We start from the raw sequence: 20,519 nt of genomic DNA on the forward strand, positions 1-20,519 counted from the left end.
AGGACGCACGACGAGGAACACGACCATGTTGGACAGATTGATAAGACCGAAACCGAGCGGCGGCATTCCGCGCGGACTCTCGACCACCGGCCCGGTGCTCTTCTCCTATGGCTTTCGGCCGTTCTTCCTCGCAGCCGCCCTCTGGGCGATCGGCGCCATGGCGCTGTGGATCGCCGCACTGATTCTCGGACTAGACCTAGCCGGCGACTACGGTGCCGCCCATTGGCACGCGCATGAGATGCTGTTTGGCTTTTCCTCCGCCGTTCTCGGCGGCTTTCTGTTGACGGCGATCCCGAACTGGACGGGAAGGCTGCCGGTTTCCGGCCGACCGCTCGCTGCCCTCTTCGGACTCTGGGTCATTGGTCGGGTTGCTCTCCTGTCGAGCGGCATCATCGGTCTACCCGTCGCAGCCGCTGTCGAGGCGCTGTTTCTGCCGGTGCTGTTGCTGATCTGCGCGCGCGAGGTGATCGTCGGTCGCAAGTGGAAGGACCTCAAGGTGATCGGCGGGCTCATAATTTTGTCGGCCGCCAATATCTGGTTCCACCTCTCGGTCCTCGGCAATCTCGATGTCGACGCCGCAGCGCGGCTGGCGATCGGGGCCTACACCATGCTGATCATGATCGTCGGCGGACGCATCGTGCCGAGCTTCACTCGCAACTGGCTGAACAAAGTTGGCCGCACCGATTTCCCCGTGCCCTACAACAGGTTCGACACCGCGGCGATCCTGATCGGCGTTGCAGCGCTCGGTGCCTGGACCTTCGCGCCCGTTCACATCGTCACCGCAGCGATTGCGGTGATCGCGTGCGCCTTTCATACGGTACGGTTGCTGCGCTGGCACGGATCACCGACCTGGCCGGAGAAGCTGCTCTTCGTTCTGCACGCGGCTTACGCCTTCGTGCCGCTCGGCTTCCTGGCCATATCGGCCGGCGCGATCGAGCTCCTCAGCGACTACCCGGTCATGCATGTGCTGACCGTCGGCGTGATCGCCTTCATGATGCTCGCCGTGATGACGCGCGCCACTCGCGGCCATACCGGGCGGCCGCTGGTGGGATCGACACTCACCAGCGCCTCCTATGTCGCGATCGCGGGCGCCGCGCTAATCCGGCCGCTGGCCGAGGTGCTGCCGGAGCATTATCATCACCTGATCGCGCTCTCGGGTGCATTGTGGAGCGCGGCCTTTGTGCTGTTCACGCTCGAATACGGACCGATGCTGGTGCGCGAGCGCCGCGCGCCGCGCGCCTCACCCTGACCGGACGTCGATACCCAACGCAAAAGGCGCCGCAGATGCGGCGCCTTTTCTTTTCTAGAAGGCTGGTCCTAGAAGATGCTGCCGTGGCCAAGTTCCAACGCGCCGTCGGCGATCATGTCAGGCGTCCACGGCGGCTCGTACGTCAGCCGGACCTCGGCATATTCGACACCCGGCACATACCAGACGCAGTTCTGCACCGCTTCCTTGAGGAAGGCAGTCGCCGGGCAGCCCTTGATCGTCGTCGTCATGGTGACACGGGCAATGCCGCCCTCCTGAACGTCGATGTCATAGATCAGGCCGAGATCGACGACGTTCTTGCCCATTTCGGGGTCGATGATGATGCGCAAGGCATCGCGGATCCTCGCCTCGAGGTCCAGGGTTTCAGGCGCCGACATGGGAACGCCTCCCACCGATGCGGATGAGGATCCGGTAGGTCTCGCCGGTCGCATCGAAATTGCCGGCCCATTTGTGGCCGCGCTTGGCGAGCTCCGGATAAAGGAACAACGGTTCGCGCGCGAGCAAGGCGAACAGAACCTCGCCTTCGGCCATCTTCTCGGCCGTTGCCAGAATGCGCACCATAGGCTCCGGCGGATCGAGCTCCGTCAGGTCGAGCTGGCGGCTCGGGTCGGGCCAGGCGTCGAGATCCGTTTCGCTGACCGAAAGCCTGATCCCCTCGACCTCGCCTTCGGGCGTAAACAGAACCTCCCAGTCGCCATTGTCGAGCGGGCGGTCCTGATGGGTGAAGCCGCGACCCGCCATGACGCTGAAGAGCGGAACGGGCCGGAAGGTCGCGATCAGCTTCAGCGCCTGGCCCGGCGCCAGGCTGTCGACTGCATTCATGATGGCCTGGAACGGGTCGCTGCCGCCGCGCAAGTGCGGTCGGACGTCGAGTTCATAAGGATCTTGGCTCATGGGAACCTCCGTGAGGAAAAGATGGCAGAAACAGGCCTGGTCGAACAAGTCCATCAGGCAATCGAAGTTCGGCCGGAACGTTGATCAGTCGCCGTGTTCGCACGAACTCCAGGATGAGCGCATTGACGGCAATCAACTGGCCGAGGCTTGCAAAACGAAAAATAGGCGCGCTGCCGATCAGGAGGGCGAGCGAGCCAACCGCGACCGTCAGATAAAAGAGCCGGAACCAGCGAAGGGCGGACGTTTCGCTGACGAGGTCCTGGACCCTCGGGGTCGGCATGCGCCCAAGCGCCGGCCCGTAACATTCGAGCCAGGTCATGAACGGCACGATCTTGTAGAGCTGGGCGAGCCCCATGCCCGTCAGCCATCCAAAGGTGGCGAGATAAATAACGGCGCCGATAGCCTCATCAAGGCGGCCGGCCGAGAGCAGCGCGACGAAGAGTATAGCCGCGGCGACCAGTGACACGAAGGCGCCGATGCTGGCGCGGCTGTTGAGTTCGATCGCCTTGCGCCGGCGCTCCCGATAGATACGCAGGATATCGCCGACATAGATCGCGACAACGGCCGCGCCGGAACCGACGGCAAGGAGGAAAAGCGGCGAGCGACCAACGGTGCCCACGAGAATGACGGGCACTGCGGCCGCCAGAACGCTGAGGCAAAAGGCACCAAGCATGAAGACAACACGGCTGCTTGTCCGCTCTTTGTCTGGCGACAGCATGAACATGGTCAAAAGTCGATAGCTGACGCCCATGGTGGTGAAGCTCAACCAGCCGCAGAGGCCGAGGGAGGCATGAAGCGAGAGACCATCGACGGTGAGGTCGATCGCGCCCGCCGCGTCGATCAGGCCCGAGAGCACGCCAGCATAGACGCCGCCGAGCAGCATCGTGCCGAAGAGAGCGGCAAGGCCGACCGCGACGAAGCGGGCCGGTAGTGGCAGGGGGCGTGCATGCCAAAGCGTGACCGCGAAGGAAAAGCCCAGCACCGAAAAGCCAACAATCGAGAAAGCGGCGCCAAGAGGAAGCAGCGTCACGGGAACATCGATCGCACCGGAAAGACCGACGAAGCCGAGGGTCAGGGTGGTGATGCCGCCAATAAGTATCAGGAGCGCCGGCAGGGCGACGCTCGGCAAGGACAGCGGCTGGCCGACGAGAACAGGCACGAATTGCAGCAATGCGCCGGTCATCAGCAGGCTTAGCCAACCGAGAGCGACAATATGGACGAGCGCCAGCGTTTCAGGCGCCTCAAGGGCTAAGACCGGATAACCAAAGCCGAGAACCATCATGGTCTCGCCAAGGACGAGGAAAATCAGCGCGGCCGCGAAATAGGACATGGTCCAGCGGGATAGCGTGGCTGCGAACATGGTGGTTCAACCCTTGGATCACGATGGCTCTGGTCGAGCCGAACAAGCGTGATCGATTCTGCTAAGTGGGAGCGGGATGAGAGCGGAAAATGACGCACGCTTTTTCTCACCCCGCTCTTGAAGGACACCAGGGGCTCAGTGCCCGCCGCAGCAGCAGTCACAGCCGGAGGACTGTTGCCGACCGATCTCAACTCGCCAGACCTCCGGCCCCTGCTCGAGGTATTCCCAGGTGAATTCGCCCGGATAGCGGGTTTCCAGCTGGTAGTGCAGTGGACGCGGATCGTGGTCGTTAACGATGATGAAGGCGCCACCCTCGGCAAGTGCGTTCAACATGCCGAAGATTTTCGGATGGCGTTCTACCGGCGGGATCGTCCGCACATCGATAAAGGGCTTGTCGGTCTCTGCAATGGTCATGGTTATCCGATTCTGAGCGCCGTGGTTTGATGATGATCCGGGAAACGCCGGCGCACACGCCCCGGATTTCCGCAACCTAGCGACAGCGCCGCCGCGACATTTTGTCGAAGCGCAAACAAATCTCGCTTTGGCCTCGACCAACCCCGTCCTTGACTTTTCGCAAAGAGGTGCCTGCCAGCGCGGCCTACAAAAGCTGTATCCATCGCCACCCAGATGAGGACGAAATGTTAGCTTCCGCGCTCCTGAAATACGGTGAAATGCGCCTGCCGCGCTACACGAGTTACCCGACCGCACCGCGCTTTGCCGCTGATGTCGACGATCACACCTACGGCGACTGGCTGAAGGCGATCCCCGAGGGGCAGAACGTGTCGCTCTACCTGCACATCCCCTTCTGTCGTTCCATGTGCTGGTACTGTGGCTGCCACACGACGATCACCAAGAAGGACGATCCGATCCTCGACTATCTCGATGTGCTCCGAGACGAGATCCGCATGGTCGCCGATACCATTGGCCGGCCGCTTCCGGTCTCGGAGGTACATTTTGGCGGCGGCACGCCGACGATCATCGAGCCACGTGAATTCCTTGCGCTGATGACGTTGATGGGCGAGCGCTTCGCGCTGTCACCATCGGCCAATGTCGCCGTCGAGATCGATCCGCGCCGGCTGACGCTTGCCATGGCCGAGGCACTCGGCGAAGGCGGCGTTAGGCGTGCCAGCCTCGGCGTACAGAGCTTCGATCCCGTCGTGCAGAAGGCGATCAACCGCATCCAGAGCGAAAAGCAGACGGCCGAAGCCGTCGACCATCTGCGCGGCGCGGGCATCGGTGGCATCAATTTCGACCTGATCTACGGCCTGCCGCATCAGACGGTGCGCTCCTGCGTCGAGACGGTCGAAGCGGCCGTCGCGATGCGGCCGGAACGGTTCGCGGTTTTCGGTTACGCCCATGTGCCGAGCTTCAAGAAGCACCAGCGTATGATCGACGAGAACGCGCTGCCCGACAGTGCCGCCCGCGCCGAACAGGCGATGGCGATCAGCGAAGCGCTGGTCAAAGCCGGCTACCGCCAGATCGGCCTCGATCATTTTGCGCTTCCTGACGACGATCTCGTCACCGCACAGGAGGCTGGGCAACTCCGCCGCAACTTCCAGGGCTATACGACCGACACTTGCGAAACGCTGATCGGTTTCGGCGCCTCGGCAATCGGCCGCTCGCGCGACGGTTATGTCCAGAACGAGGTGCCCCCCGGCGTCTATGCAAGCCGCATCGCATCGGGACGGCTCGCAACCACCAAGGGCTACCGACTGACCGACGAGGACCGTTTGCGCGCCGCGATCATCGAGCGGCTGATGTGCGATTTCAGCGCGGATATGTCCGCAATCGCCGCAGCGCATGGCCGGGACTGGCAATCGTTCGTCGACGGCAATAGCAAACTGGCCGAACTGCGAAAGGATAGCGTGATCGATATCGCTGATGGCGTCATCACGGTGCGTCCCGAGCACCGCTTCGTCATCCGCGCGGTGGCGGCGGCCTTCGATGCCTATATCGACGAGTCCCAGAGGGTGCACAGCAAGGCGGCTTGAGGGCGCTGATCGCCGGGAAGGTTTGGCTATTGCCGAGCGTTCCCGGCGCAATCACGCCGGCAAAGCGCCGTCCGTCTCTTCCGTCATGCTCGGGCACGACCCGAGCACTTCGTTATTTTGTGCCACGAAATACGTTCGGATGCGCCTTGGATCCTCGCCTCAAGGGCGACGATGACGAAGTTTGGGGCAACTACGCTCACTGAAAACGAGCCGTTTCCAAGCTTGTCGTCGGCAGCCATCGCTGGCAGCTCAGCGATACACTTTGGCAAAACTGCCCATCCAACACGTCATGCCCGGCTTTTCCCGAGCATCGAGACCCAGCCTCCTCCCCCCGAGAATAGCCGCGAGCGGATCGGCAAATCCGCCCCAAATGGCCGCGAAACGGCGCACGCGCGGCTGGCAAACGGCTTCCGTTGAATCAAAGAGGCCCGGCGGTTGCCGGGCCTCTTGCCTCTCTCTCGACTTGGGGATCGCCTTACCCCACCAGATTGCGGTAGATCGCCGGCAGTGCCGCCGGCAGCCGCGAGATGTTGCCGACTACGGAATAGCCGTTCTGGCCGAACATGGCGGGCACGTAGGACTTCGCCTCCCGGTCGACCGTGACAGCGAAGGTGTTTATGCCGCTGCGCCGTGCCTCCGTGACCGCGCGACGGCTGTCCTCGAGCGCAAAACGCCCCTCGTAGTGATCGATATCGTTGGGCTTGCCATCGGTCAGAACAAGCAAGAGCTTCTTGCGGTTCGGCTGCCGACGAAGCTCGGCCGAGGCATGCCGGATCGCAGCACCGATGCGGGTATAGTAGCCGGGCTTTAGTGCGGCAATGCGCGCTTCGACCAGCGGCCCCATAGCCTCGTTGAAGGCCTTCACGGTTTCCACCCGCACCCAGTCACGCCGCCTTGAGGTGAAGGTCAGGATCGAGTGGTTGTCGCCGCAGGCCGACAGCCCGTGCGCAAGGATGAGCAAAGCTTCTTTTTCCACGTCGAGCACCCGCCGGTTGTCTGACCAGGAATCGGTCGACAGCGACACGTCGACGAGGATCGTCACCGCCAGGTCATGCACCTGCGGCCGACTCATCAGATGGATGCGGTCGCTGCCCTGGCCGCCGGCGGCGAGATCGGTGCGGGCACGCACGACCGCGTCGAGATCGAGATCGGCGCCGTCAAGTTGTGCACGCAGCATCTCGTGCCGCGGGCGCAGCACTTCGAACTGGCGCCGCACCCGGCGGATCAAGCTCCGGCTTTCCTCGGTCAGTTCGCTCCGCTCTTCCTGGGCGGAAGCCGGCATCGCCAGCACGCGGCAATGGTCCTTGAGGTACTGACCGGTCCGGTAGTTCCATTCGGGATAGGTCAGCTCGGCCGTCAGCGGCGTCGGATCGACGGCTTCCGGCGGCAGATCGAGATCGAAGCGGAATCGCGCCGAGGGCCGTCCCTTGCGCTCGCCGAGCGTCATGTCGTCGAGTTCCTCGGCAGCCTTGCTGTCGTGGTCGTCGCTGTCGTCGCCGGGACGGTCGACGTTGACCATCTCGGCCATGGCCAGGATCTTCTCGAAGCGATTGAGGATGAACGGGCTGCGTTCGCCCTTGCGGTTCTCCGGGTTTTCGCGCACCGCCACGTGGCGCTCAACCTCGACACCCTCACTCTGCGTGCCCGCTGTCGCGGCCACATCTTCGTCGCGCACGGTCGTGGTTTCGGCCCGCAACAGCGTGTCCGGCCATAGCGGCATCGGCAGCATCGGCAGGTAGCCGGGCGGCGCACGATGCGGGAAGATCACCGGCAGCGTCGTATCTGCCTCGCCTGTGGCCCTGCGCAACAGCCGCAGGACGCGGTTTTCAAGATGCTGCTCGATCGACGGCAGAGCGCCCCGCTTCCGCTCGGCAAGGGTAGCCTCGGCCAGACGCCGATAGCGCCGCCTAAGGCCTGGGAACCGCTGGAAGACGTCCTCGACCGTCTCCAGCGCGCGCGATATCAGCGCCAGGTCACGACGGAGCGGATCGGTCTCGCTGACGGGGTCGACCGGCATCGTCGCCATATAGGCGACGAGCCAGTGATAGAGATCCCGGTTCAGGTCTTTCGTCGGAAAAATGTCGATCTCGCCCGGCAGCATCAAGGACGCGTGGTCGCGCGCCGGCTGGACGAGTTTCTCTTCGCCAAGTCCCATGCGCTGCCGCCACCGCAAGCGATGGGTCGACGTGCGCCCGCGGGCGGGCACGATCTGCACCGCTGGCTCGCCGCCATGTCCGCGAAAGCAAACGCCGAGCACCGGCAGCATGTCGGCGAGCTTCACCGCCTCCTCCGGATAACGCCGCCAGGTTCTGGTGTTGCCGACGAAACGGTGCCAGGCTCGTCCGACGGTTTCTTCGAGCTCGAGGAAATCAAGCATGGCTCACCTCAGGCGATCAGAGAACCGGCCACTTCGAGAAGTGCTGAGCGCACATCCGGTTCGTCGGTCAGAGGCTCGATCATCGCGGCCCGGACCGCATCCTTCACCGGCATTCCGGCATCAATCAGCGAGGCGCAATAGACGAGCAGCCGGGTCGACACGCCTTCTTCGAGATCATGCCCTTTCAGAGCGCGCAGGCGCTGCGCGAGGTTGACGAGCGGCGCCACCTGGCTCTCCAGCAGTCCGCTCTCTTGCGAAACGACTGAAATCTCGGCGTTGCGCGGCAGGAAATCGAACTCGATCGCCACGAAGCGCTGACGGGTGCTCGGCTTCAGGCTCTTCAAAAGGTTCTGGTAGCCGGGATTGTAGGACACGATCAGCATGAAGCTCGACGGTGCTTCGAGCAGTTCGCCGGTCCGTTCAAGCGGTAACATGCGGCGGTCGTCGGTCAGTGGATGCAGGACGACGGCGACGTCCTTGCGGGCTTCCACGATCTCGTCGAGATAGCAGACGCCGCCGTTGCGCACGGCCCGGGTCAGGGGGCCGTCGACCCAGACGGTGTCGCCACCCTTGAGCAGATAGCGACCGGTAAGGTCGGCGGCGGCCAGATCGTCATGGCAGGAAACGGTCGAAAGCGGCAGGCCGAGCTTCGCTGCCATGTGGCTGACGAAGCGGGTCTTGCCGCATCCTGTCGGTCCCTTCAAGAGCAGCGGCAGCTGTCGCACCCAGGCGCTTTCGAACAGCGCGCATTCATTGCCGGAGGGGCTGTAGGCGGGGATATCGAGCGCCGCGCGACTGACGGCAGATTGGACAGGGCTCATGGCAAGTCTCCATGCTGGGAATTCTTGGGGAGATGCCGGCGCGGCGAACCGCGCCGGCTGGTCGGTTATTCAGCGGGTTGGACGATGCCGGCGAGCTTCTCGCTGCGCTCGCGCCCGGGCACCAGAACGGCCCAGATGAACATCAGCGCCGAGATCAGGACGACGGCACCGGAACCGAGGCGGATCCAGTAGAACAGCGCCAGCTGGTCCTGGACGTCCATGTAGCTTTCGCCGAGCACGCGCTGCAGATGCGCCTGGAGAACACCGGCAAAGGTCAGCGCGAAGGTCATGACCGACATGGCGGTGCACATGATCCAGAAGCTCACCATCGACAGCCACTGGTTATAGGGCGCACGGCCGCGGATCTCCGGGATGGCATAGGCCATGACCGCGAGGTTCAGCATCACGTAGGCGCCGAAGAAGGCGAGGTGTCCATGGGCCGCGGTCACCTGAGTGCCGTGGGTATAGTAGTTCACCGAAGACAGCGTGTGCAGGAAGCCCCAGACGCCAGCGCCGAAGAAGGCCATGACCGAGCAGCCGATCGACCAGAGGAGGGCTGCGCGGTTCGGATGCTTGCGGCCGGCCTTCCAGGTCATCACGAAGGTGAAGACCACCATGGTGAAGAAGGGGGCCACTTCCAGCGTCGAGAACAGCGAACCGATCCACTGCCAGTAGCCCGGCGCGCCGATCCAGTAGTAGTGGTGGCCCGTGCCGAGGATGCCGGAGAAGAGCGCCAGGCCGACGATGACATAGAGCCATTTTTCGACGACCTCACGGTCGATGCCGTTGAGCTTGATCATCAGGAAGGCGAGCACCGATGCCATGATCAGTTCCCAGACGCCTTCGACCCAGAGATGGACGACGTACCACCAGTACATCTTGTCGAGCGCCAGGTTGATCGGATTGTAGAAAGCGAAGAGGAAGAAGATCGCGACACCCCAAAGCCCGAAGATCAGGATGTTGGTGACGGTCGTCTTGCGGCCTTTCAACACCGTCAGCGTGATGTTGTAGAGGAACATCAGCGCGACGATGACGATACCGACCTTGATCGCGAAGGGCTGCTCGAGGAACTCACGCCCCTCGTGGATGTGCATGAGGTAGCCGACGACGGCAATGGCAGCGGCGATCAGGAAGATCCAGAACTGCGCGATGGCGATCTTCGTGCTGTAGAGCTCGGTTTCTGCCTCTTCCGGCAGCAGGTAGTAGGTCGCGCCCATGAAGCCCATGAGCAGCCAGACGATCAGCGCGTTGGTGTGGACCATGCGCACGATGTTGAAGGGCAGGAGCTCGGAGAGCGTGTTGGGCAGGACGTAGATGGTGCCGGCAAGCACGCCGAACAGCACCTGGGCGAGAAACAGGCCAAGCGCTCCGTAGAAATAGAGCATCGCGACCTTTTGGGTTTGGTATTTCATGGTGTCACACTCCACTCGGTTCGCTTAACCTGCCTCGTTCGGCGGCCAGTTCTGGGTCTTGATGCGGCTCGTCCATTCGAGGAAGTCGGCGAGGTCGTTGAGTTCCTGTTCGGTGAGATTGAACTGCGGCATCTGCCGCCGTCCCTCGATGCCGGTCGGCTGGGCAGCCATCCAGGCCTTAAGCGTATCGCGGGCGCCATCCGGATCGGCCTCGCCGCCGAATCGCTTCCAGACGTTGCCGAGCTCGGGCGCGAAATAGGCGCCCTCGCCGAGAAGCGTGTGGCAGTTGATACAGGAGTTCTTTTCCCAGACGTGTTTGCCGCGGGCGACCGCATCGGTCAGCGTCGTTTCATCCGTCGAAGTCGTCCGCATGTAGTAGTGGCTGTGGGCGGTCAGCCCGACGAAGATTGCGAAGAAAAAGAAGGACCCGCCGTAAAAGACGTTACGGGCCCCGGTTTTGGTGAGGCGTTCTGCCATCACGTGGTCCTTTCGATTTCAGTTGGCCGCTGAGAGTGCGGCCGGCTGATCTGATCCCCTCCCCGTGCGGCGCAGCCGGCAACAATCGGGGCGACCTCATGTCTAGGGAAATCGGCGGCGGCTTCTTTGCGTTTCGGCAAACAAGTCCGCGGCTAGCCTCAGCTGATGAAAGCAGTGCTCAGGACCAGCTTCGCTGCAGCGACGAGGACGAGTGCTGCGGGCCAGATCAAAAGGCCAAGACGAAGGGCCGACGGCGCCTGCCGGAGCCCCATGAAATCGAGCGCGACGAACCGGCTTTTGACGATGGCGAGCCCGAGCAACACGACGATGACGAGGGTGGCCGGCCCGGCGACCGCCATCAGCGCCATGCCCGACATCACGGCTACGGCAAGCAGCAGCCAGGTCTTGAACAATTGTCTGGGATTGCGATCGGTCATGGCACTCACACGAGATAGACGAGCGGGAACATCACGATCCAGACCAGATCGATCACGTGCCAGAGCGTGGTGATCAGCTCGACATTGCCGGGTTTCGGTCGCCAGGCAACGATGATGAGCACGAAGGCACCGAAGACGACGTGCAGCAGATGGAAGCCCGTGACGAGAAAATAGAGCTCGAAGAAGGAGCCGAACTGAGGATCGCCGGCAACGCCGGCCTCGGCGCTATATTCGAAGAGCTTGATCCCCACGAAGGCGAAGCCGAAAAGTGCTGCATTCACCAGCGCCCGCCGACGCTGCTTAAGCGATGCACTCGGCCTCGTCGCCAAGGCCGCCTGCCAGCCGCTTGTCAAAAGAACAAGCGTGTTGATACCGGCAAGCAGCGGATCGAGATGCGAGCGGGCGGCGGCAAACGCGTCCGGCTGGAGAAGACCCACAATCAGGAAGCCGACAAGCAGAATACCGAACGCGGCAAGTTCACTCCAGACGAGCACCCAGAGCAGCAAGGCGTCCGTCGTATCCTCTTCCACCGTTGCGGCAATCGGATGACTGCGGGCATCCATGTCAGCGCCTCCGTTCAAAAAACATCGTTCGAGCTAGGCGCGAGCGCGCACCCTGTCTTTGCGATTGAGCAAAGAAGCCGGCAGGGGGCGGGGCTATTGGCTGACAACAAAGGAGCCTTCCGATGACAGACGCACAGATCGGCCTTTCCGTCGCCACCCCCATCATCATCGTCTTCGCCCTCGTGCTCTATCGCATGGGCGTGCTTCAGCGCGGCGCGACGCTGTCGGCGATCCTCTCCTCCGTTGCGATCGCCATCGTTCTGTTTCTCGATCGCTGATCTGCAGACTTTGAGAAATGTCAAAGAGGATCATTGCCGTCGGGTGTAGTTCGAACCAACACTCAACGGAGCAGTTCGATGCAGCAGCAATTTTCAGAACATCACGAGCTGGGGCAGGCTTACCGCGAGCTTTTATCCCTGTGTGATCGCCTCGAGACGCTGGCCGATTCCATCCCGCGCCGGATCGACCTGACGAGCTGCCGCGTGATCCTGACGGAGCTGCCGGAAAAGCTCCGGCGCGTCCACGCGCTGGAGGAAATGATCCTGTTTCCAGCAGTCGAAATTCAGCGGGCAGATGACGGCCGTTACGCCTTGATCGCACGGCTGCGCGCCGAGCATGACCAGGATGATCGGGCAGCCGTCGAGCTGGTACGTGTGCTGAAGGCGGTTCTCGACAACAGGGCATCGCTCAGCTGGGATGCGATCGGCTACATGCTGCGGGGCTTCTTCGAAACTGTTCGCCGCCATGTCGCAACGGAGCGCCTGCTTCTCTGGCGCCATGCGTGAGACAACCGATATGACCTATTTTCTCCTCGCCTTCGCCGTCTTCCTGCTGCTCCATCTGGTGCCGGCCTGGCCGGCGTTACGCCAGGGCCTGATCGACCGGCTCGGTCGCTCGACCTATTTCGCGGTGTATTCGCTTCTGTCCGTGCTTGCTCTCGGCTTCGTCTTTCACGCGGCCCTTCAGCTCGATTTCATCCCGCTCTGGGAACCGGCGGCCTGGCAGGCCTGGGTAACCTTCGTGCTGGCGCCACTCGGCATCTTTCTCGTGCTGGCTGGCCTCTTCAGCGAAAACGCGCTGTCGATCTCCATCTATCAGGGAAACGAGCGGCCCGGCGCCATCGTAACGATCACCCGTCACCCGGTGCTCTGGGGCTTCCTGCTCTGGGCCGCCGGTCACATCGTGCCCAATGGCGACTTGCGCGCGCTGGTTCTTTTCGGCGGTTTCGCACTGTTTTCCGCCGGTGGCTTCTTCATGCTTGAAAAGCGTGCCCGCCGGCGTTTGGGTGACAACTGGCAAGCGGCCTCGAAGGGCACGTCAGTCTGGCCCTTTGCGGCCATCATTCGAGGCGAAACCCGTTTGCGCGCCGATCCCGTGATGATCATAGCCGCCTTTGCCACCGTCGCGATTGCCGTGTGGCTGCTGCTTGGCGGTCACGAGGTCCTGTTCGGCGCCGATCCGCTGCTTCAGGCCACCGTCTCCTAGATCACGATGATTTTTGGTCCTCACCCTGCCAGGCCATAGCCTGCGGGGTGATCGGCAGTGCCAGCAGGTCGATCGCTCGGGCCGCCAGATGGTCGACGATGGCCGAGACGCTCTCAGGCCGATGATAGAAGGCCGGCACCGGCGGCATGATAATCGCCCCCATTTCCGTGACGGCGCACATATTGCGCAGGTGACCGAGATGCAGCGGTGTCTCGCGTGCCATCAGCACCAGCCTGCGCCGCTCCTTCAGATGCACGTCGGCTGCCCGTACCACGAGGTTATCGGCCATGCCGGCAGAGATCGCCGCAAGTGAGCGCATGGAGCACGGCGCGACGATCATGCCGGCCGTCGAAAACGATCCGCTCGCAATCGCCGCGCCGATATCGGCGTGGTCATAGGTCCGCGCGGCCAGACGCAGCAGGGATGGAAGAGCGCCTGCGCCAGCCTCATGCGCGAGCGTGCGGTGCGCCGCCGGCGACAGAACCAGATGCAGCTCGACGCTTTCGATTTCGCTGAGCCGCTGCGCGATGCGCACCGCAATCGCAGCACCCGAAGCCCCGGTGACACCGAGGACGATCTTCAACCGGTTCATCGGGTCAGCCCTCCAAGCCCGAGACCGGCCCAGATCGCATCGACCTGACCCACGACCTCCGGCGACATTTCGAGCACCCGCCCCCATTCACGGTCGGTCTCAGTGCCGATCTTGTTGGTGGCGTCGAGCCCGAGCTTGCCACCGAGGCCTGAACGTGGCGACGCGAAGTCGAGATAGTCGATCGGCGTGCCCTCGATCACGGTCACGTCGCGGCTGGCATCGAAGCGGGTCGCAAGAGCCCACATTACGTCGGACCAGTTGCGCACGTCGATATCCGGGTCGACGGCGATGATCAGCTTGGTGTAGCTGAACTGCGGCAAGACGGACCAAAGCCCCATCATCACACGCTTGGCCTGCCCGGGATAACGCTTGTCGATCGCGACGACCATGGCTCTGTAGGAGCAGGCCTCCGGCGGCAGCCAGAGATCGGATATCTCCGGAAACTGCTTGCGAACCAGCGGCACGAACAGCCTGTTCATCGCCTCTCCGAGCCGCGAAGGCTCGTCCGGCGGTCGGCCGGTATAGGTGGAAAGATAGAGCGGATTCCGACGCATGGTGATCGCCGACAGACGCATGACCGGGAACGGCTCCACCGAATTGTAATAGCCGGTATGGTCGCCATAGGGGCCCTCCTCCGAAGTCTCGCTCGCCGAGACCGTACCCTCAAGCACGATCTCCGCATTGGCCGGCACCGAAAGTGGCACGGTCTTCGCTTTCACGAGTTGCGTCCTGCCGCGCCGAAGCAGGCCTGAGAAATTCAGCTCGCTCAGTCCGTCCGGCAGCGGCATGACCGCAGAAAGGATCGTCGCTGGGTCGGCACCGATGACGACCGCGATCGGCATGTCCTGACCCAGGCGTTGCCACAGACGATGGTGGCGGGCGCCGCCGCGGTGGGCGAGCCAGCGCACGATGGCGCGATCGGGCCCCAGCACCTGCATGCGATAGATCCCGACATTGACATCGAGCGGATCATCCGGCGCGCGCGTGATCACCAGTGGCCAGGTAATCAGCGGCGCCGGCTCGCCCGGCCAGCACCATTGAACCGGCAGGCGCCCAAGGTCGATTTCCTGATCGCGCCAGACGACCTCCTGACACAGCGCACGCGTTACCTTTCGTGGCCGCATATACATCGCCGATCGGAGCAGAGGCAGCCGATCCCAGGCGTCGCGCAGCGACTGCGGCGCTCTCGGATCGCGCAGCTCCGCAAGTTCACCCGCAAGCGCATCGAGCCCGCCCGGCGCCAGGCCGAAACCACGCTCGATCCGGCGTTCCGACCCGAAGAGATTGGTCAGAAGCGGGATCGGTTGTGCGGCGCCTGTCGCATCGACCGGCCGCTCGAAGAGAAGCGCCGGCCCGTCGGCGGCAAGCACGCGGCGGTGGATTTCGGTCACCTCATGCACCAGCGAAACCGGTCGCGAAATCCGCTTCAAATCGCCTTCGCGCTCGAGCGCGTCGATAAAATCCTGAAGCGTTGCAAAGCCCTTTGACGGGCGAAAGGTCCTGTTCATGGAGCCTGTTTGTGGCGGCGAATGGTCCTTGTCTTTGACGTGGCGCAAACAACGACCGGCAGCAGGCGACTAGCATGCGCCGCATCGTTCGATTCCGACGCTCCACAGGTAGCAAATGACACTTCCGCTCGCGATCACCGCCCCCCTTAGCTTCGTTCCCATCATCGCCATCGAAAGCGTGGTGCAGCGCGTCTTTGCCCGCGTGATCGCGAGCCATCCGGGCCTCTTCGACCGTCTCGCGGATCATGCAGCCAAGCGCTACGCCTTCCAGCCGTCTGACCTGCCGATCGGCTTCCTTGTCGAACCGGCCGTGCCGCGCATCTCCGTACATCGCAAGGAGCGCGCGCCGGTTTCCGATGCCTGCATGGAAGGCGAGCTCGTACTGCTCTTGGCGCTGCTCGAGGGCCGCATCGACGGCGACGCCGTGTTCTTCTCGCGCGATCTTGCCGTCAGCGGCGACATGGAGGCGATGCTGGCGCTGCGCAACGCACTCGACGATTGCGAGATCGACCTTCCAAGCCATCTCGCTGAGATGGCCGGACCGCTGGCGCCGCTCGTGCGTCGCGCGGGAGAACAGATCCGCGAACGGGCGCTTGGCCGCGTTCTCAAGGAGGAGGCTCCCCAATGGAACTGATCTGCCCCGCCGGCACACCCGCTGCCTTCCGCGAAGCCGTCGATGCCGGCGCCGACGCGGTCTATTGCGGCTTTCGCGACGAGACGAACGCCCGCAATTTTCCGGGGTTGAACTTCTCACGCGACGAACTCCGAACGGCAATTGCCTATGCCAAACAGCGCAGGGTGATGACCTTCGTTGCGATCAACACCTTCATGCGCGCCGGCCAGGAGACGGTCTGGCATCAGGCGGTGGATGACGCCGTGGCGCTTGGTGCCGATGCCGTCATCCTCGCCGATTTCGGCCTGATGGCTTATACGGTGGAACGCCATCCGCAGCAGCGGCTGCACGTTTCCGTCCAGGCCTCGGCCTCAAATGCGGACGCCGTGCGCTTCCTCGTCGAGACCTTCGCGGCAAAACGCGTTGTGTTGCCGCGCACCCTGACGATCGCCGACATCGCTCGCCTTGCCAAACAGATCGATTGCGAGATCGAGGTCTTTGCCTTCGGCGGCCTCTGTGTCATGGCCGAGGGGCGCTGTTCGCTTTCTTCCTACGCCACGGGCAAGTCGCCCAACATGAACGGTGTCTGCTCGCCCGCAAGCCACGTGCGCTATCGCCAGGACGGACGCGAGCTGGTGTCCGAGCTCGGCGATTACACTATCAACCGCTTCCCGGCGGGCGAAGCCGCCGGCTATCCGACGCTCTGCAAGGGGCGCTTCGACATCGCGGAGGACCGCGGCTACGCCTTCGAGGATCCGGTTTCACTCGACGTCATGGACCATATCGATGCCCTGCGCAGCGCCGGCGTCAGCGCGCTGAAGATCGAGGGCCGGCAGCGGGGAAAGGCCTATGTCGCCGAGGTCGTGTCAGTCATGCGGCGGGCACTGACCGCCGGCGCCACCGAGCGGCCCGCATTGGTGTCGCGGCTGAAGGCGCTCAGCGAAGGCCAGAAGACGACAACAGGCGCCTACGAAAAGCGCTGGAGGTAATCGGCCCATGACCATATCGACAAGCCCATCCAAGCCCGTCCTGAGCCTCGGCCCGGTCTACTATCTCTGGGATGGCCCCAAATGGCGCGATTTTTATTTCCGCATTGCCGACGAAGCGCCGATCGCCCACGTCACGATCGGCGAGGCCGTCTGCTCGAAGCGGCTGCATTTCATCGAGCCCCATGTCGGCGAGGTCATCGAACGGCTGGAGAATGCCGGCAAGCAGGTGAGCCTCGCCTCGCTCGCGCTGGTGACGCTGGAACGTGAAAGCCAGTTGGTGCGCGGGCTGGTGCGTGACAGCGCCCATCCGATCGAGGTCAATGACCTATCCGCGCTGCACCTGCTTGCCGGCAAGCCGCATTCTATCGGGCCGCTGGTCAACGTCTATAACGGCGCGACTGCCCGGCTCTTGGCCTCGAGGGGCGCGATGAGCATCTGTCTGCCGCCAGAACTGCCGATGACGTCGGTGCGCGGCATTATCGAGGAAAGTCCGGGGGTCGCCTTCGAGGTCTTCGCGTTCGGCCGCGTACCGCTGGCGATTTCGGCGCGTTGCGCCCATGCCCGCTCCAAGGGGCTGATCAAGGACAATTGCCAGTTCATCTGCGGCGAAGACCCTGACGGCCTGACCGTCGAGACCCTCGACAGCCAGCCTTTTCTGGCGCTGAACGGCGTACAGACCATGTCGCACACCTGCCAGGTGCTGCTGCAGGAACTGCCAGAGCTTGCCGCCGCCGGCGTTTCCCGCGTTCGGCTGTCGCCGCAGGATTGCGACATGGCGGCCGTGGCCCGCATCTTCGACGATGTCATCGCCGGGCGATGCTGGCCACGTGAAGCACAGGCGGATCTTGGCGGCGTTTACCCAAACAGGCCGTTTTCCAATGGTTTCCACCACGGTCAGACAGGAGCGGCATGGATATCCGCCGAAGCAAGTTAGCGAGGTGAGGAGGCGCATACATCGCCTCGCATTCGCGAATTGCGTCCTTCGCAGGATCCACCTGTCGGTTACAGCGCTTGCGCAGGCTGATGAACCGACGCATTGGCGACAGCGAGAAAGTTTGCGCATGCCGCGTTCCGATCATTGGTGCGCCAAAGCAAGCCAGTTTCAACTGTCGGGACGCGCCCGGAAAGCGGCAGATAGGTCACCCCGTCTCGCTGCAGCCTGGTCATGGACTGCGGAACCAGTGCGACACCCATCCCGGAGCCCACCAGTCCGATGATCGTCTGCATCTGTATAGCCTCCTGGAAGACGGAGAAGGCTGAGCGATGCTCGGCGAAGTAGCCCGAAACAAGGTCGTGAAAGATCGGCGCGGACCGCCGTGGAAAGAGGATCAGTGGCGCGGCGAAGAACGCGGCAGGTTCTAGTATCCCCTCGCAGAAGCCGTCGCGCCCTTCGTCTATCCAGGATGACGGGACCGCGGCAATCAGCGGTTCGCGAAGGATCGGGCGATAGCTCAGGGTTTGGCTCAGCGAACTGGATGGCGGAGCGATGACGATGCCGACATCGACTTCGCTCCTCAGCAGGGCATCGATCTGCACGTCGCTTGTCGCTTCGCGCAGAGAGAGCTCGACGTTTGGATAGGCAGCCCGAAAGCGACCGACGGCTGCTGGCAGCAGGCTATAGTCGACAGTACTGACGAAGGACAGGCGCAGGAGCCCCATTTCGCCGCGTGCAAGCTTTCTCGCGATATCAGGCAGCGCTGTCGCCTCTGCCAGAACGCGTCGGGCATGCACAAACCATTGCTCGCCGACGGGCGTGAGTTTCACCTCGCGTTTGGTGCGATCGAAAAGCCGCAATCCGAGTTCTCTTTCCAGCGCCTGGATCGCTTGACTGAGCGGCGGTTGCGTCATGTTGAGGCGTTCGGCGGCGCGGCCGAAATGAAGTTCCTCGGCAACCGCCACGAACTGGCGAATCTGTCTCAGGTCCATGTTGCTCATTAATATGTCCAGAGACCTAAATTGGCGTCATAACTATATTTCACAACTCTTTTGCGCGCCAGTAGGTTGGTCTCGATTTCGGGAGGCCAAGATGCACAACCAACGATCCAGACAGATTACAGAAGGCGTCGCGCGTTCGCCGAACCGGGCAATGTATTATGCGCTCGGATACAAGAAGGCCGATTTCGCCAAGCCGATGATTGGCATTGCCAATGGCCACTCGACGATCACGCCCTGCAATGCCGGGCTGCAGCCACTCGCGGACGCGGCCGTAGCCGCGATCAAGGCTGCTGGAGCCAACCCACAGATATTCGGGACGCCGACGATTTCGGACGGCATGTCCATGGGGACAGAGGGCATGAAATACTCCCTCGTCTCGCGTGAGGTAATTGCCGACTGCGTCGAGACGACGGTGCAGGGTCAATGGATGGACGGCGTTCTGGTGCTCGGCGGCTGCGATAAGAACATGCCGGGCGGCATGATCGGCATTCTCCGCGCCAATGTCCCGGCCATCTATGTCTATGGCGGCACGATAAAGCCCGGTCTCTGGAAGGGGCAGAGCCTCTCGGTCGTTTCGGCATTCGAGGCCGTCGGCGCCTACATGGCAGGCCAGATGAGCGCGGAGGATTTCGAAGGCATAGAGCGAAATGCCTGTCCGACGACCGGATCCTGCGGCGGCATGTACACGGCCAACACGATGAGTTCCTCGTTTGAAGCCCTGGGCATGTCCCTGCTCTACTCGTCGAACATGGCCAATCCCGACCGGGAGAAGATCGACAGCACCGTCGAATCGGCACGCGTCCTGGTGGATGCCGTGAAGAAGGGCATCAGGCCGCGCGACATCGTCACGCGGCAATCGATTGAAAACGCAGTCACACTCGTCATGGCGACGGGTGGCTCGACGAACGCCGTGCTGCACTACCTGGCGATCGCGCATGCGGCTGAGGTCGACTGGACGTTGGAGGATTTCGAGCGCGTGCGTCGCCAGGTTCCGGTGATCTGCGACCTGAAGCCGTCCGGCCGCTATATGGCCGTCGACCTTCACAAGGCCGGGGGCGTGCCGCAGGTACTGAAACTCCTGTTGAACGCGGGCCTGCTCTACGGTGATTGTCTTACGATAACCGGCAGGACAATCGGAGAGGAACTCTCGCACGTGCCGGATAGGCCCACCGCAGAGCAGGAGGTCATCCGGCCGCTCAGTGCACCTCTTTATCGCGAAGGACATCTCGCGATCCTCAATGGCAATCTCGCCGAAGGCGGGGCGGTTGCGAAGATCAGCGGGCTCAAGCGCCCCGTCATGACCGGTCCGGCGCGGGTCTTTGAGGACGAGCAGTCCGCCATGGATGCCATTCTCTCCGACACAATAAGGCCAGGTGATATCCTCGTCCTTCGTTATCTCGGCCCGAAGGGTGGACCGGGCATGCCGGAAATGCTTGCTCCCACATCGGCGATCATCGGGCGCGGTCTCGGCGAGAGCGTCGGCCTTGTCACCGACGGGCGGTTTTCCGGTGGCACATGGGGCATGGTCGTCGGCCATGTCTCCCCGGAAGCGTTCGAAGGCGGAACGATCGCCCTCGTCGAGGATGGTGACCAGATCACAATCGACGCTGGCAAGCGGCTCCTGCAGCTTAACCTGCCGGTAGACGAGATCGCCCGACGGCGGGCGTTGTGGCGCCAGCCTGTGCCGCGTTATCGGCGCGGCGTGCTGGCAAAGTATGCGGCCCTGGTGCGCCCGGCCAGCGAAGGTGCGGTCACCGGCTGACGTTGCTGAGCATTTTCGACAGCCGTCGGAAAACCG

At 63.0% G+C, this 20,519-nt stretch carries 22 protein-coding genes; 9 read left to right on the forward strand and 13 right to left on the reverse strand.

Annotated features, from left to right (window positions below; translation table 11 throughout):
• The first annotated feature begins 25 nt into the window (after positions 1-25).
• Positions 26-1,249, forward strand: a complete 1,224-nt coding sequence (locus IB277_RS29245) for an NnrS family protein (protein ID WP_192372257.1) — start codon at positions 26-28, stop codon at positions 1,247-1,249.
• A 68-nt stretch (positions 1,250-1,317) separates the two neighbouring features.
• Here the strand turns inward: IB277_RS29245 and IB277_RS29250 are convergent, their stop codons facing one another.
• From IB277_RS29250 to IB277_RS29265, 4 genes are all read right to left on the reverse strand, one after another.
• Positions 1,318-1,644, reverse strand: coding sequence for a metal-sulfur cluster assembly factor (locus IB277_RS29250; protein WP_034790566.1), 327 nt, complete (start codon positions 1,642-1,644; stop codon positions 1,318-1,320).
• Entirely contained in the window at positions 1,631-2,161 is a 531-nt protein-coding gene (locus IB277_RS29255) for a DUF2249 domain-containing protein (protein ID WP_110819132.1), read from the reverse strand. The genes IB277_RS29250 and IB277_RS29255 overlap by 14 nt, the downstream gene beginning before the upstream one ends.
• Positions 2,142-3,521 carry a hypothetical protein gene (locus tag IB277_RS29260; protein ID WP_060529041.1) on the reverse strand — a complete coding sequence of 460 codons (1,380 nt, stop codon included), beginning with the start codon at positions 3,519-3,521 and terminating at the stop codon, positions 2,142-2,144. Before IB277_RS29260 ends, IB277_RS29255 begins: the two co-directional genes overlap by 20 nt.
• A gap of 135 nt (positions 3,522-3,656) precedes the next feature.
• On the reverse strand, positions 3,657-3,935 hold the full coding sequence (locus IB277_RS29265) for a DUF2249 domain-containing protein (RefSeq protein WP_034790571.1): 279 nt from the start codon (positions 3,933-3,935) through the stop codon (positions 3,657-3,659).
• Between the two features lie 224 nt (positions 3,936-4,159).
• Between IB277_RS29265 and hemN the strand changes: the two genes are divergently transcribed.
• A complete protein-coding gene (hemN, locus tag IB277_RS29270; protein ID WP_110819131.1) occupies positions 4,160-5,512 on the forward strand; it encodes an oxygen-independent coproporphyrinogen III oxidase in 1,353 nt (450 codons plus the stop codon).
• A 475-nt stretch (positions 5,513-5,987) separates the two neighbouring features.
• On the opposite strand, the gene IB277_RS29275 is transcribed toward hemN, so the two are convergent.
• The 6 genes from IB277_RS29275 to IB277_RS29300 form a co-directional block, all read right to left on the reverse strand.
• The gene (locus IB277_RS29275) at positions 5,988-7,889 is read right to left on the reverse strand and encodes a nitric oxide reductase activation protein NorD (protein WP_060583505.1); all 1,902 of its coding nucleotides are present in this window, start codon (positions 7,887-7,889) and stop codon (positions 5,988-5,990) included.
• 8 nt (positions 7,890-7,897) lie between these two features.
• Positions 7,898-8,710: a CbbQ/NirQ/NorQ/GpvN family protein gene (locus IB277_RS29280; protein WP_060521135.1), complete on the reverse strand. Its 813-nt coding sequence runs from the start codon at positions 8,708-8,710 to the stop codon at positions 7,898-7,900.
• Positions 8,711-8,775: 65 nt separating this feature from the next.
• Positions 8,776-10,122 carry a nitric-oxide reductase large subunit gene (locus IB277_RS29285; protein ID WP_060521134.1) on the reverse strand — a complete coding sequence of 449 codons (1,347 nt, stop codon included), beginning with the start codon at positions 10,120-10,122 and terminating at the stop codon, positions 8,776-8,778.
• Between the two features lie 24 nt (positions 10,123-10,146).
• Entirely contained in the window at positions 10,147-10,599 is a 453-nt protein-coding gene (locus IB277_RS29290; RefSeq protein ID WP_034790599.1) for a cytochrome c, read from the reverse strand.
• A gap of 158 nt (positions 10,600-10,757) precedes the next feature.
• A complete protein-coding gene (locus IB277_RS29295; protein ID WP_034790601.1) occupies positions 10,758-11,036 on the reverse strand; it encodes a cytochrome C oxidase subunit IV family protein in 279 nt (92 codons plus the stop codon).
• Between the two features lie 5 nt (positions 11,037-11,041).
• Positions 11,042-11,599: a cytochrome c oxidase subunit 3 gene (locus tag IB277_RS29300; RefSeq protein WP_089044839.1), complete on the reverse strand. Its 558-nt coding sequence runs from the start codon at positions 11,597-11,599 to the stop codon at positions 11,042-11,044.
• Positions 11,600-11,721: 122 nt separating this feature from the next.
• On the opposite strand from IB277_RS29300, the gene IB277_RS29305 reads away from it, so the two are divergent.
• From IB277_RS29305 to IB277_RS29315, 3 genes are all read left to right on the forward strand, one after another.
• Positions 11,722-11,877: a hypothetical protein gene (locus IB277_RS29305; protein WP_089044838.1), complete on the forward strand. Its 156-nt coding sequence runs from the start codon at positions 11,722-11,724 to the stop codon at positions 11,875-11,877.
• 78 nt (positions 11,878-11,955) lie between these two features.
• Positions 11,956-12,384 carry a hemerythrin domain-containing protein gene (locus IB277_RS29310; protein ID WP_192372259.1) on the forward strand — a complete coding sequence of 143 codons (429 nt, stop codon included), beginning with the start codon at positions 11,956-11,958 and terminating at the stop codon, positions 12,382-12,384.
• Positions 12,385-12,394: 10 nt separating this feature from the next.
• Positions 12,395-13,084, forward strand: coding sequence for an NnrU family protein (locus IB277_RS29315; RefSeq protein WP_060529094.1), 690 nt, complete (start codon positions 12,395-12,397; stop codon positions 13,082-13,084).
• 1 nt (position 13,085) lies between these two features.
• On the opposite strand, the gene IB277_RS29320 is transcribed toward IB277_RS29315, so the two are convergent.
• Both IB277_RS29320 and IB277_RS29325 read right to left on the reverse strand, forming a co-directional pair.
• A complete protein-coding gene (locus tag IB277_RS29320; protein WP_192372261.1) occupies positions 13,086-13,676 on the reverse strand; it encodes a UbiX family flavin prenyltransferase in 591 nt (196 codons plus the stop codon).
• On the reverse strand, positions 13,673-15,184 hold the full coding sequence (locus IB277_RS29325) for a UbiD family decarboxylase (RefSeq protein ID WP_192372262.1): 1,512 nt from the start codon (positions 15,182-15,184) through the stop codon (positions 13,673-13,675). Before IB277_RS29325 ends, IB277_RS29320 begins: the two co-directional genes overlap by 4 nt.
• 115 nt (positions 15,185-15,299) lie before the next feature.
• Here IB277_RS29325 and IB277_RS29330 point away from each other — a divergent pair, with 115 nt between their 5' ends.
• The 3 genes from IB277_RS29330 to IB277_RS29340 are packed head-to-tail and all read left to right on the forward strand — an operon-like array spanning position 15,300 to position 17,720.
• Positions 15,300-15,818 carry an SCP2 domain-containing protein gene (locus IB277_RS29330; RefSeq protein ID WP_060583498.1) on the forward strand — a complete coding sequence of 173 codons (519 nt, stop codon included), beginning with the start codon at positions 15,300-15,302 and terminating at the stop codon, positions 15,816-15,818.
• Positions 15,809-16,786, forward strand: a complete 978-nt coding sequence (locus IB277_RS29335; protein ID WP_060583497.1) for a peptidase U32 family protein — start codon at positions 15,809-15,811, stop codon at positions 16,784-16,786. The genes IB277_RS29330 and IB277_RS29335 overlap by 10 nt, the downstream gene beginning before the upstream one ends.
• Positions 16,787-16,793: 7 nt before the next feature.
• Positions 16,794-17,720 (forward strand): U32 family peptidase, encoded by a 927-nt coding sequence (locus tag IB277_RS29340; RefSeq protein ID WP_090297290.1) that lies wholly within the window; start codon positions 16,794-16,796, stop codon positions 17,718-17,720.
• 68 nt (positions 17,721-17,788) lie between these two features.
• On the opposite strand, the gene IB277_RS29345 is transcribed toward IB277_RS29340, so the two are convergent.
• On the reverse strand, positions 17,789-18,721 hold the full coding sequence (locus tag IB277_RS29345) for a LysR family transcriptional regulator (RefSeq protein WP_234798768.1): 933 nt from the start codon (positions 18,719-18,721) through the stop codon (positions 17,789-17,791).
• Positions 18,722-18,812: 91 nt separating this feature from the next.
• Between IB277_RS29345 and ilvD the strand changes: the two genes are divergently transcribed.
• Positions 18,813-20,483, forward strand: coding sequence for a dihydroxy-acid dehydratase (gene ilvD / locus IB277_RS29350; RefSeq protein WP_060610597.1), 1,671 nt, complete (start codon positions 18,813-18,815; stop codon positions 20,481-20,483).
• The last annotated feature ends 36 nt before the right edge of the window (positions 20,484-20,519 follow it).

Source organism: Ensifer sp. ENS07, from assembly GCF_014852185.1.
Lineage (GTDB): Bacteria > Pseudomonadota > Alphaproteobacteria > Rhizobiales > Rhizobiaceae > Ensifer > Ensifer adhaerens.